Raw genomic sequence first — 11,990 nt, 5'->3', positions numbered from 1 at the left:
GGAGGGGCGCGGTCAGAACTTGATGCCGCCGAGGAGGCTCGCCAGGCTCTCTCCGCCGGCCTTGATGCTGGGGGCGATGGCGGTGCTCGCCAGATAGAAGCCGAACAGGGTGGACGCCAGGCAGTGCGACGGCTTGAGCCCGTCCTTGCGGAAGAAGAGGAAGACGACGATGCCGAGCAGGACCACACCTGAGATGGACAGGATCATTTGAGCTCTCCTGGTTCGTGGGGACAGTCACCATGAGTACTTCCAGAATCACAGGATGTATCCATAGGATAAAAGGTGCAACTGGGTGAAATCTGAGCGATTTCCCTCGGTCGGCGGAAGGTCTGATGGGCCGCCTGAGCAGGAGGATTGCGTCGAACGGGTCCTGTGGGGATCTTTGCCCCGGCGGGCCCGGTCATGTGTCAGCCGAGCCAGTACCCTGGCGAATCACCCGTACGGCCGCATCACTCGTGGCCGTAGGCTTGCTCCCCGCGGGGCCCGGGTTCCGCGGCCCGCGGGTCCGCAGACGCGTGGGTCCCACAGTCCCCGACGTCCGTAGCGAGAGGTGGTCAGGCCGATGACCGATGTCCCCGACCCCGAGGTCGTGGAACTGGCGACCAGGATCTTCGACCTGGCTCGGCAGGGCCGGACCGAGGAACTCGTGGCGTACGTCGACGCGGGCGTGCCGGCCGGCCTCACCAACGACCGCGGCGACTGCCTGGTCATGCTGGCCGCCTACCACGGTCACGCGGAGACGGTGCGCGCGCTGCTGGCCCGCGGGGCGGCGGCCGACCGGGTGAACGACCGGGGTCAGACCCCGCTCGCCGGCGCCGTCTTCAAGGGCGGGACGGAGGTCGTCACGGCCCTTCTGGAGGGCGGCGCCGATCCGACGGCCGGCACTCCGTCCGCCGTCGACACCGCGCGCATGTTCGGTAAGGCGGAGCTGCTGGAACTGTTCGGCGCGACCTGATCCGACCGCGTTGAGCAGCCGGGACGGGTTTCCTGACCGGACACGACACACCAGACGGGGAGGCGGAGCGGGGCCGCCGGAAATTTCGGTCGCGGCAGACGGAAGTGCCGAGTCATCATGACGACGTGATTCACGGACGCGATGGCTGGGCAGACGTTGCCGCACCGCGCGGGCCGTGATGCGGTCCGCATGGGCCACCGACGAGAGGCAGAGGAAAATGGTCTACAGCAAGCAGGAAGCGGCGGGCGCCCCGACGTGTTGTCACGCGGCCAGGTAATGCACGTCCCCGGTTGCGTCGACGCTTGATGTGAGGCTGTTTCCCATGTTCGATCCGGTCATAGCGCCCAGCGGTACGCTGCTCGGCCTGCTCCAGCGGGGGCGCGGCGACGGCACACTGCACGCGCTCACCGCCCCGCGCGCCGAAGCGCTCGCGGCCCTGAACCACTGTGTGCTGCGGGACCCCCGCCACGACTGGCAGGTGGAGAACCGCTCCCTCTACTACGCCCGTCTCCATCTCGATCTCGACGGCGACCTCGGCGCGATCGAGGCCCATCTCTTCGACGCCGAGGACGCCTTCGACACCGGCGAGTCACGCACCGGGCTGGCCCTCGCCGTGCTCGGCCATCTCGCCTCCTACGGTCGGCGGGACGCCCTCGACCTGCTGCGCAGATACGCCGCCACCGGCTCCAACTGGGCCTGGGCCCTGGACGAGCTGGCCCTGCGCGACGACGACGCCGGCCTGCGCGCCCTGGCCGCCCCCGTCCTCGCGCGGTTCGCCACCGACGCCGAGGGCGAGGCCGAGCTGGCCGCCGTGGTCCGCGACGCCTTCGAGCCCCGGCCCTGGCGGCTGTGGGCCGAGGATCCGCGCGAGTACGTCTCCGCCCGTGTGCGCGCCGCCCACGAGGCCGGCTGCTTCGACCGATGGCAACGCCAGATGCGGCCGAGCGGCCCCCGGCCGGGCTGGAGCGTGCGCGCCGTCTTCGAGTGGGCCCAGCAGGGCCTCGAACGGGGCGCCGCCCTGCATGTGCCCGCCGCCCGCTGCCTGGTCGCCGTGGCCGGTCCCGAGGACCGGCCCGAGATCCTCCAGGCCGCCCGGGACGGCGACGACGGCGCCCGCTGCACCGCGTTGCGCTATCTCGCCGACCGCGACGATCCCGACGCCCTCGACCTGATCGAGGGGGCCGTGGCCACCGGCTCCACGCCCGTCGTCGAGGCCGCCGTCGACGCCTTCGAACGCATGCGCGGTGCCGCCGTCGTCGACCGCGCCCGCGGCTGGGCCCGTCGGCCCGATCAGCTCGGCGCGGCGGCCGGGCGCGTGCTCGCCTGCCGCGGCGGTGCCCAGGACAGCGACCTGGTCCTCGGGGCCCTGCGCGACGCCGTGCGCGGCGAAGGCCCGGACGCGCCGACCCTGTGGACCCTCGTCGACGGAGCCGGGCGGCTCGGCATCGCCTGCGCGGCCCCCGTCCTGCGCCATATCTACCGCGAGACGGCCTCGTCCCACCTGAGGGGACGCTGCGCACGGGCGCTGGCCGTCACCGACCCGGCCTTCGCCGTCGGCTTCGCCGTCGAGTGCCTCTGGGACTGCGAGGAGTCCACCCGCGAGGTCGCCGCCCGGCACGCCGAGACGGGTGACGCGCGCGTGGTGGAGCGCCTGCGCCGACTGGCCGCGGACCCGGCGGAGGAGGACGAGGTCCAGACGGCCGTCCGCAGCCGCATCGGCCCGGACGCCTCAGCGATGTGAACCGGCCGGGACCGCGCCGACGCGGGCGGTCCCGCCCCGGCCCGCGGTCCCGCTTCGGTTCCCGGTGCCGCTCCGGCCCGTGGTGCCGCTTCGGTTCCCGGTGCCGCTCCGGCCTGTGGTCCCGCTCCGGTCCGTGGTCCCGCCCCGGTTCCCGGTCCGGCTCCGGTCCGTGGTCCCGCTCCGGTTCCCGGTCCGGCTCCGGTCCGTGGTCCCGCACCGGTTCCCGGTCCTGCCTCGGTTCCCGGTGCCGCTTCGGTTTCCGGTCCCGCTCCGGCCTGTGGTCCCGCTCCGGCCCGTGGTCCCGCTCCGGTTCCCGGTCCGCCCCGGCCGCCCCGGCCGGGGCGGACCGGGGCGGTGGGCTTCGTGCCCCCGGCCCGGATCGGGGCGGTGGTTCCGGTGCGGTGACCCGGGCGGGTCCCGATCGGACGCGCCGCGCGGTACGGCGCGTCGTATGAACGGCGGATGACCCGCGGACCAGGGGCACATGGACGCGGCCTGGCCTGCTCGGGTGTGCAGCGCAACGCTCATGGGACGTTCCTCGTTCGGAAAGATCCACGTTGTCGCGACCACGTCCAGCACGGCGAGAACACCCGTATGCGTGTCGTCATCGTGACCGAATCCTTTCCCCCCGATGTGAACGGCGTGGCCCACTGCGCGCTCCAGACCGCCCGGCACCTCGTCGCTCGCGGTCACGCTCCTGTTGTCGTCGCTCCGGCCACTTCCCCCAAGTTCACGGCCCCGCTCGAACAGGCAGGAGCCGCCATCGGCAGCGGGCCCGACGCCCACGCGCCGTGCCCCGTCGTCCGCGTCCCTTCCCTACCGCTCCCCGGCTACCCCCAGGTCCGCGTGGCCCTCCCCAGCCGACGGGTCGCCGCGGCCATCAGCGAGCACCGCGCCGACATCGTCCACCTGGCCAGTCCCTTCGTCCTCGGTGTCCGCGGCATGGCGGCGGCCGCCCGGCTGGGCCTGCCCGCCGTGGCCGTCTACCAGACCGACCTGGCCGGATACGCCCGTACGTACATGGGCGCGGGCGAGGCCGCGGCCTGGCGGCGCATCCGCTCCGTCCACGCCGCCGCCGACCTCACCCTCGCCCCGTCCAGCGCGGCCCTGCGCGACCTGGAGGCCCATGCCGTGCCCCGGGTGAAGCTGTGGCCCCGCGGGGTGGACACCGACCGCTTCCGCCCCGAGCACCGCGACGAGCAACTGCGGCGCGAACTCGCCCCGAACGGCGAACTGATCGTCGGCTACGTCGGACGGCTCGCCCCCGAGAAACAGGTCGAGCTCCTGGCCGGCGTCTGCGGCCTGGACGGCGTACGGGTCGTGGTGGTCGGCGACGGGCCCAGCCGCACGAGCCTCGGCGAGGCGCTGCCCGGCGCCGTCTTCCTGGGCCGCCGGACCGGCCACGACCTGGCCCGGATCTTCGCCTCCCTGGACGTCTTCGTGCACACCGGACCCTTCGAGACCTTCTGCCAGACCGTGCAGGAGGCCATGGCCAGCGGCGTGCCCGTGGTGGCGCCCGCGGCCGGCGGGCCGCTGGACCTGGTGGACCACGGCCGCACCGGGCTGCTGGTGCCGCCGCGCGACGCCGACGCCGTACGGGACGCGGTGGCGTCGCTGGCCGCCGACCCCGCCCGGCGCGCCGCCTACGGCGCCGCCGGACACGCCACGGTCGAGGGCCGCACCTGGGCGGCCGTCGGCGACCTGCTCATCGGGCACTACGCGGACGTCCTGGCCGCGCGCAAGCGGAAGCCGGTGGTGGCGGCATGAGCGGGTTGCGCATCGTCAGGCTCGCCAACTTCGTCGCCCCCGCCTCCGGCGGGCTGCGCACCGCGCTGCGCGAGCTGGGCAAGGGCTTCAAGGCAGCAGGACACGAGCCGGTCCTGATCGTCCCCGGAGAGCGGCACACGGACAGCGAGACCGAGCAGGGCCGGGTGATCACCCTGCCCGGCCCGCTGCTGCCCGGCACCGGCGGCTACCGCGTCCTCACCGACCGCCGACGCGTGGCCCGCCTGCTGGAGGAACTCGGCCCCGACCGGCTGGAGGTGTCCGACCGTACGACCCTGCGGTGGACCGGCAGGTGGGCGCGGCGCGCCCGGGTCCCGGCCGTGATGGTCTCCCACGAGACCGCCGACGGGGTGCTGCGCACCTGGGGCCTGTCGGAGCGGGCGGCGCGCCGCACCGCCGACGCCCTCAACGTGCGGACGGCGCACACCTACGCGCGCGTGGTGTGCACCACCGAGTTCGCCGAGCGGGAGTTCGACCGCATCGGCGCCCGCAACGTCGTACGGGCTCCGCTCGGTGTCGACCTGGTGCAGCGGCATCCCTCGCTGCGCGACCCGGCGGTGCGCGACCTGCACGCGCGCGAGGACGAGACACTGCTGGTCATGTGCTCCCGGCTGTCCGTGGAGAAGCGCCCCGGCACGGCGCTGGACGCTCTGGAGGCGCTGCTGCGGCGCGGCCGGCGGACCGTGCTCGTGGTCGCGGGGGACGGGCCCCTGCGGCCCCGTCTGGAGCAGCGCGCCAAGGAGCGGGGACTGCCCGTCACCTTCCTCGGGCACGTCGCCGACCGCTCCCTGCTCGGCGCGCTCCAGGCCTCCGCCGACGTGTCGCTGGCCCCCGGCCCCGCCGAGACCTTCGGGCTGGCCGCGCTGGAGGCGATGGCGTGCGGCACCCCGGTGGTGGCGAGCGCGTCCTCCGCGCTGCCCGAGGTGATCGGGGCGGCCGGCGCCACCGCGGCCGACAGCGGCGAGGCCTTCGCGGACGCCGTCGAGACCCTCCTCGCCCGGTCCGAGGCCGAGCGGCGCGAAGTGGCACGCGCGCGTGCGGAGTGCTTCGGCTGGGACGCGGCGGTCGAGGCGTTCCTGGCCGCACACGACGCTCACGTACCGTCGGTCCGCACGCGTCCCGCCGTGCCGGAGGGCGCAGCATGAGACCCGTCCGTTTCGTGGCCCTCGGCGACTCGCTGACCGAGGGCGTGGGCGACCCGTTGGGCGACCCGGTGCGCGATCCGGCGGACGCCGCGAAATGGCGCGGCTGGGCCGCGCTGCTCGCCGACGGACTGGCCGACGGGCCGGTGGAGTTCACCAACCTCGCGGTCAGCGGGGCGCAGACGCGCGACGTGCTGGAACGGCAGACGCAGGACGCGCTCCGGCTGGAGCCGGACGTGGTGTCCGTCGTGATCGGCGTCAACGACACGCTGCGCTGCACCTTCGACATCCACGCCGTCGCCGAACGGCTCGACAAGGTGTACGCGGCGTTCACCGCCCAGCACGCGGTCCTGCTCACGGCCTGCCTGCCCGACCCGGGATCGATGCTCCGGCTCCCCGGTGCGCTGGCCCGGCCGCTCGCCCGGCGGCAGCGCGCGGTCAACGCCGTGGTGCACGCGCTGTCCGAGCGCTACGGGGCGGTGCATCTGCACGCCTCCGAGGAGGAGTGGCTCACCGACCGCGCCATGTGGAGCTCGGACCGGCTGCATCCCGGCGAGCGCGGCCACCGGCAGTTGGCCGTGAGCTTCCACGACCTGCTGGCGAAGGCGGGCGTCGCCACGGGGGCCGCGCCCTCGCCCGAGCCCGAGTTCCCCGCGCCGACCAGATCGGCGAGCCTGCTGTGGCTGGCCACCGCGGGCACCGCCTGGGTGATGCGACGGTGCACCGACCTGCTGCCGCAGCTGCTCACCCTGGCCGCCGACGAGATGCGCCACCGGGCCCGCGGCACCAGCGCCCGGCTCGACCTGCGGGCCTCCGCGGCGGTCTCCACGGCACTTGCCGCGCTGTCGACGGTCGATCAGGTGGACGCGGCGTAGGGCCGGTCCGGCCGTTCCCGCCGCCCGCCCGGAGACGGCGGGGCAGCCGGGAGCGGTCAGCCGGGCCCCGGGCCCCCGGAGCGCCGGCGCACGGCCACGAAGCGGACCGGGATCCCGGGCAGCGCCTGCGCGGCCGCCGGGAGGTCGGCGGCCCGCACGACCCCTATCACCGGGTAGCCCCCGGTGGTCGGGTGGTCCGCCAGGAAGACCACGGGACGCCCGTCCGGGGGCACCTGGACCGCGCCCAGGACCATGCCCTCGCTGGGCAGTTCACCGGGGCGGACCCGTTCCAGGGCGGGCCCCTCCGTACGCAGGCCGATGCGGTTGCTCGCCGCCGACACCCGGTAGGTGCCGGTGGTGAAGGCCCGTACGGCCCGCGGGGTGAACCAGTCGTCGCGCGGGCCGAGCGACACCCGCAGGACGAGTTCCGTCGGCGGCCTCGGCTGCGGAGCGCCGTCCACGCGCGCGTACCGACCGGCGGCCCGGCCCACGGGCAGCACCGAGTCGTCCGTGAGCGGCGGCGGGCCGAGCCCCGAGAGCAGGTCCGTGGAGCGGCTGCCGAGGACCGGCTCGACGGTGATTCCGCCGCCGACGCCCACGTAACTGCGCACGCCGTGCACGGCGGCCCCCACGTCCAGGAGCGCCCCGGCCGGCACCCGTACCGGCGCCCCCCAGGCGACCGGCCGCCCGTCCACCGTGACCGGGCAGGGCGCGCCCCCCACGGCCACGGTGACCGCCGAACGCGGGCGCAGCGCACAGCCGTTCAGGGTGGTCTCCAGGACGGCCGCCTCCGGCGGGTTGCCGACCAGCCGGTTGACGAGCGCCGCCGCGGGCCCGTCGAGGGCCCCCGAGCGGGGCACCCCGAGGTGGGCGTGCCCGGGACGTCCCTGATCCTGCACGGTCGTCAGGGCCCCGGCCCGTACGACGGCGAGCGCGCGGTCCGTCATGCGCCCTCCACCGCGACGAAGCGCACCCGGGTGCCCGGCGACAGCAGCGCGGCCGGCACCCGCGCGGGATCCCACAGCCGCGTGTCCGTACGGCCGATCAGCTGCCAGCCGCCGGGCGACGACCGCGGGTACACCCCCGTGTACGGGCCGGCCAGCGCCACCGCCCCGGCGGGCACGGCCGTACGCGGCGTGGCACGCCGCGGGACCTCGCGGCCCGGCGGCAGGCCGGTGAGATAGCCGAAGCCGGGGGCGAAGCCGCAGAACGCGACCCGGAACTCCACCGCCGTGTGGATACGGGCCACCTCGGACGCCCCGACACCCCAGTGCGCGGCGACGTCCGCGAGGTCGGGGCCGTCGTAGCGCACCGGGATGTCGACCACCTCCGTGGCAGGCGGGACGGCGGCAGGCAGCTCGGCGCGGGCCAGTTCGCGGGCCAGCCGGTCCGGCGCGGCGACCCCGTCGAGGAGGACCGTACGGGCCGCCGGGACGATCTCGCGGACGACGAGCAGCCCCTGCGCCCGCCTGCGCACCAGCTCGGCGTGCAGGGCCTGGGCCTCCTCGCCCGAGGACACCTCGACGAGCAGCGAGTCCTCGCCCACGGGCAGCGCCCTCATACGAACGCCTCCACCCGCACGCCCGACTCCTCCAGCCGCCGCCGGACCTGCCGGGCCAGGTCCACCGCACCGGGCGTGTCGCCGTGCAGGCACAGCGACCGCGCACGTACCTCGATACGCACTCCCGAGTGGGCGGTGACCGTGCCGGAGCGGGCCAGGCCCACCGAGCGCTCCACGACCGCCGCCGCGTCGGTGACCACCGCGCCGTCCCGGCCGCGCGGCACGAGGGTGCCCTCCTCGGTGTACGCGCGGTCCGCGAAGGCCTCCGCGACGGTCGGCAGCCCGGCCTTGGCGGCCAGTTCCAGCAGGCGCGAACCGGGCAGTCCGAGCACCGGCAGCGCCGGGTCGGCCAGGCGCACGCCGTCCACGACGGCGTGCGCCTGCTCCTCGTCGTGCACCACGCGGTTGTACAGCGCGCCGTGCGGTTTGACGTACGCCACGCGCGCGCCGGCCGCGCGGGCGAAGACCTCCAGGGCACCGATCTGGTACGCCACCTCGGCGGCCAGTTCGGTGGCCGGCACGTCCATCGCACGCCGTCCGAATCCGGCCAGGTCCCGGTAGGAGACCTGCGCGCCGATCGCCACCCCGCGCTCGGCCGCCTGCGCGCACACCCGTCGCATGGTGGCCGCGTCCCCGGCGTGGAAGCCGCACGCCACATTGGCGCTGGTGACGACGGACAGCAACTGCTCGTCGTCGGTCAGCCGCCAGCGGCCGAAGCCCTCGCCGAGGTCGGCGTTGAGGTCGATGGAGGTCATGGATGTCACGTCTCTCCTGTTCAGGCCACGCGGTACTGCTCGTCGCGGGCGTCGGTGAGGAACATCTGTCCCGGTGCGTGCGTCAGCGCGAACGGCGGCCGCGAGGCCACCACCGCGGCCTGCGCTGTCACCCCGCAGGCCCAGAACACCGGGATGTCGTCCGGTTCGGCGTCCACCGGGTCGCCGAAGTCGGGCCGGGCCAGGTCCGCGATGCCGAGCCCCGACGGATCGCCGCAGTGCACCGGGGCGCCGTGCACCGCCGGAAGCAGACTGCTCTCCCGGATCGCGGCCGCCAGGTGCTGCGGCGGCACCTGGCGCAGGGACACCACCAGCGGCCCGTGCAGCCGGCCCGCCGGGCGGCACCGGCGGTTCGTCACGTACATCGGGACGTTGCGGCCCTGCTCGATGTGCCGGATCGGGACGCCCGCCTCGGACAGCGCCCACTCGAACGTGAAGCTGCATCCGATCAGGAACGACACCAGGTCCTCGCGCCAGTACGCGCGGACGTCCGTCGGCTCGTCCACCAGTTCGCCGTCCCGCCACACCCGGTAGCGCGGCAGGTCGGTGCGCAGATCGGCGCCGTCCGCGAGGACGGTGGTCCACGAGCCGGCGTCCGTGACGTCCAGGACGGGGCAGGGCTTGGGGTTGCGCTGGCAGAACAGCAGCATCTCGTACGCCCAGTCGGCGGGGACCGAGATCAGGTTGACCTGGGTGTGGCCGGCCGCGACCCCGGCCGTCGGCCCCGACAGGCCGTCACGGAAGCGGTCCCGGGCGGCTCTCGGGCTCCACGCGTGCGCGTGCTCGTCGGCGAGGAGCAGGGGACGGTCCGTGGCGCCGTGCGAGGGAAGACGGTCCGTCGGGGTGGGCGAGGGACGGTCCGTGGTACCAGACCATGGAGGGTTCTGCGTACGGTTCACAGGAGTTCCTTCCTGCGCGTCTCCGGCAGTCCCAGCAGCGCGAGTGCCGCGATGCCGTAGCCGATCGCGCCGAAGACCAGCGCGCCGCCCACGCCCCAGCTGTCGGCGAGGAAGCCGACCGTGGTGGGGAAGGCGGCGCCCACGGCGCGGCCGGTGTTGTACGTGAAGCCCTGGCCCGTGCCCCGCACGGCCGTCGGGTACAGCTCGCTCAGGTACGAGCCGAAGCCGCTGAAGATCGCCGACATGCAGAAGCCGAGCGGGAAGCCGAGCACCAGGAGCAGTGTGTCGGCGCCGTCCGGGATGTGGGCGTACGCCAGGACGCACACCGCCGACAGGAGGGCGAAGAGCCAGATGTTGGGCCTGCGGCCCAGCCGGTCGGTGAGCTGGCCGCCGGTGAGGTAGCCGACGAAGGCGCCCGAGATCAGGAAGGTCAGATAGCCGCCGGTGCCGACGACCGACAGGCCGCGCTCCGACTTCAGATACGTCGGAACCCAGGTGGCGAGGGTGTAGTAGCCGCCCTGGACGCCGGTGGAGAGCAGTCCGGCGAAGACCGTCGTGCGCAGCAGGCCCGGTGTGTCGGCCGTGCCTCGCCGGAAGATCGCGGCGAACGACCCCCGCCGCGGGTTCCGCTCGCGCGCCGCGGCCGCCTCGGGCGCGTCCTGCACCCGGCGGCGCAGCCACACCACCAGCAGGGCGGGCAGGGCGCCGGTCCAGAACATCACGCGCCAGGCCAGGTCGTCGCCGAGGAACGAGAAGACCAGGGTGTACACGACCGCGGCCAGTGCCCAGCCCACGGCCCACGCGCTCTGGACCGCGCCGAGCGTGCGGCCGCGGTGCCGGGCGCTCGCGTACTCGGCCACCAGGATCGCGCCGACGGCCCATTCGCCGCCGAAGCCGAGGCCTTGGAGGGCCCGGAAGACCAGCAGGGTCTCGTAGTCGGGTGCGAAGCCGCAGGCGACGGTGAACACGGCGTAGGTGAGCACCGTGACCATGAGCGCCCGGACCCGGCCGACCCGGTCCGCGAGGACACCCGCGAGGGCGCCGCCGACGGCCGAGACGACGAGCGTGACGGTGGTGAGCAGACCGGTCCGACCGCTGTCCAGGCCGAAGTGGGCGGCCAGCGCGACCATGGTCAGCGGGAGGGCGAAGTAGTCGTAGGAGTCCAGCGCGTAGCCGCCGAAGGCGCCGGCGAAGGCGCGGCGGCCGCGTGGACCGAGAGCGCGCAGCCAGCCCGACGCGCCGCCGTCGACGGCGCGTTCACCCGTGGTGGTGAGGTTGTCGGTGGCCAGGGCCTCGGGGGGAGGGGTCGTGCTCATGGGCACCTCGCAGAGGGATGACGGAGGGGTGCTGGGGTGAGCCGTGTCATGCCGTGCGTTGTCGTGCTGAGCGTTGCCGTGCCGTGCCGTGCCGTGCCGTGTGGTGCCGTGCGTCGTCGTGCCGTGCCGAGCACCGTAGAGGATTGTTCAACGATCCCTCAATACCCATGTTGTTTCGTTCTGGTGTCTGCGGTTCAATTCCGGGCATGGCAGAGCAGCTGACGGGACTGGCCGACGACCGCGCGCTCCTGGGGCGCACCAGCACCGCCGAACGCGTCTCCGACATCCTCAGAAGCCGCATCGCCGACGGCTATTTCCCACCGGGGACCCGGCTGTCGGAGGACAGCATCGGCGGGGCGCTCGGGGTCTCGCGCAACACGCTGCGCGAGGCGTTCCGGCTGCTCACCCATGAACGCCTGCTCGTCCACGAGCTCAACCGGGGCGTCTTCGTCAGGGTCCTGACCGTCGAGGACGTCGAGGACATCTACCGCACCCGGATCCTCGTGGAGTGCGCCGTCGTGCGCGGTCTGGGGGAGCCGCCGTACGCGGTGCAGGGTCTGGCCGCGGCGGTCGCCGAGGGACGGTCGGCGGTCGCCGAGAACGACTGGAAAGCAGTGGGTACGGCCAACATCCACTTCCACCGGGAACTCGTCACCCTGGCCGGCAGCGAGCGCACCGACGAACTGATGCGCAGCGTCTTCGCCGAGCTGCGGCTGGCCTTCCACGTCGTGGACGACCCCAGGCGGCTGCACGAGCCCTACCTCGCCCGCAACCGCCAGATCCTCCGGGCGCTGGAGAGCGGGGACAAGGACGAGGCCGAAAAGCTGCTGGAGGTCTACCTCGCGGATTCGCTGGAGCGAGTGGTGGAGGTGTACCGGCGCAGGGTCGGGGAGGGCGAGCAGGGGGCTGCCGCCGCGGGGCTCGTGTGAGAGGGGCCACGGTG

12 protein-coding genes are annotated in these 11,990 nt (G+C 74.3%); 6 read left to right on the top strand and 6 right to left on the bottom strand.

Going from position 1 to position 11,990, the window contains the following annotated elements; all coding sequences use genetic code 11:
- Window positions 1-12 precede the first annotated feature (12 nt).
- Window positions 13-207 carry a hypothetical protein gene (locus tag FNH09_RS39530; RefSeq protein ID WP_152894702.1) on the bottom strand — a complete coding sequence of 65 codons (195 nt, stop codon included), beginning with the start codon at window positions 205-207 and terminating at the stop codon, window positions 13-15.
- 355 nt (window positions 208-562) lie between these two features.
- Between FNH09_RS39530 and FNH09_RS39525 the strand changes: the two genes are divergently transcribed.
- The 5 genes from FNH09_RS39525 to FNH09_RS39505 all read left to right on the top strand — a co-directional run bounded on the left by FNH09_RS39525 (window position 563) and on the right by FNH09_RS39505 (window position 6,498).
- Complete coding sequence (locus FNH09_RS39525; protein WP_152894701.1) at window positions 563-955, top strand: ankyrin repeat domain-containing protein; 393 nt, start codon at window positions 563-565, stop codon at window positions 953-955.
- A gap of 322 nt (window positions 956-1,277) precedes the next feature.
- A complete protein-coding gene (locus FNH09_RS39520) occupies window positions 1,278-2,696 on the top strand; it encodes a HEAT repeat domain-containing protein (protein ID WP_152894700.1) in 1,419 nt (472 codons plus the stop codon).
- Window positions 2,697-3,290: 594 nt separating this feature from the next.
- The gene (locus tag FNH09_RS39515; protein WP_152894699.1) at window positions 3,291-4,463 is read left to right on the top strand and encodes a glycosyltransferase family 4 protein; all 1,173 of its coding nucleotides are present in this window, start codon (window positions 3,291-3,293) and stop codon (window positions 4,461-4,463) included.
- Window positions 4,460-5,626, top strand: coding sequence for a glycosyltransferase (locus FNH09_RS39510; protein WP_152894698.1), 1,167 nt, complete (start codon window positions 4,460-4,462; stop codon window positions 5,624-5,626). The genes FNH09_RS39515 and FNH09_RS39510 overlap by 4 nt, the downstream gene beginning before the upstream one ends.
- Window positions 5,623-6,498 (top strand): SGNH/GDSL hydrolase family protein, encoded by an 876-nt coding sequence (locus FNH09_RS39505; protein ID WP_152894697.1) that lies wholly within the window; start codon window positions 5,623-5,625, stop codon window positions 6,496-6,498. The genes FNH09_RS39510 and FNH09_RS39505 overlap by 4 nt, the downstream gene beginning before the upstream one ends.
- 56 nt (window positions 6,499-6,554) lie before the next feature.
- On the opposite strand, the gene FNH09_RS39500 is transcribed toward FNH09_RS39505, so the two are convergent.
- The 5 genes from FNH09_RS39500 to FNH09_RS39480 all read right to left on the bottom strand — a co-directional run bounded on the left by FNH09_RS39500 (window position 6,555) and on the right by FNH09_RS39480 (window position 11,047).
- Window positions 6,555-7,445, bottom strand: coding sequence for a 5-oxoprolinase subunit C family protein (locus FNH09_RS39500; RefSeq protein ID WP_152894696.1), 891 nt, complete (start codon window positions 7,443-7,445; stop codon window positions 6,555-6,557).
- On the bottom strand, window positions 7,442-8,059 hold the full coding sequence (locus FNH09_RS39495) for a 5-oxoprolinase subunit B family protein (RefSeq protein ID WP_152894695.1): 618 nt from the start codon (window positions 8,057-8,059) through the stop codon (window positions 7,442-7,444). The genes FNH09_RS39500 and FNH09_RS39495 overlap by 4 nt, the downstream gene beginning before the upstream one ends.
- On the bottom strand, window positions 8,056-8,814 hold the full coding sequence (locus FNH09_RS39490) for a LamB/YcsF family protein (protein ID WP_152894694.1): 759 nt from the start codon (window positions 8,812-8,814) through the stop codon (window positions 8,056-8,058). The genes FNH09_RS39495 and FNH09_RS39490 overlap by 4 nt, the downstream gene beginning before the upstream one ends.
- Before the next feature lie 20 nt (window positions 8,815-8,834).
- Window positions 8,835-9,632, bottom strand: coding sequence for a putative hydro-lyase (locus FNH09_RS39485; protein WP_152894703.1), 798 nt, complete (start codon window positions 9,630-9,632; stop codon window positions 8,835-8,837).
- A 95-nt stretch (window positions 9,633-9,727) separates the two neighbouring features.
- Window positions 9,728-11,047: an MFS transporter gene (locus FNH09_RS39480; protein ID WP_152894693.1), complete on the bottom strand. Its 1,320-nt coding sequence runs from the start codon at window positions 11,045-11,047 to the stop codon at window positions 9,728-9,730.
- 206 nt (window positions 11,048-11,253) lie between these two features.
- Between FNH09_RS39480 and FNH09_RS39475 the strand changes: the two genes are divergently transcribed.
- Window positions 11,254-11,976, top strand: a complete 723-nt coding sequence (locus FNH09_RS39475) for a GntR family transcriptional regulator (RefSeq protein WP_152894692.1) — start codon at window positions 11,254-11,256, stop codon at window positions 11,974-11,976.
- Window positions 11,977-11,990: the final 14 nt, after the last annotated feature.

Source organism: Streptomyces adustus, from assembly GCF_009377175.1.
Taxonomy (GTDB): domain Bacteria; phylum Actinomycetota; class Actinomycetes; order Streptomycetales; family Streptomycetaceae; genus Streptomyces; species Streptomyces adustus.
The sequence above is the reverse complement of the archived record's forward strand: the minus strand, read 5'-3'. Positions and strand labels throughout refer to the sequence as shown.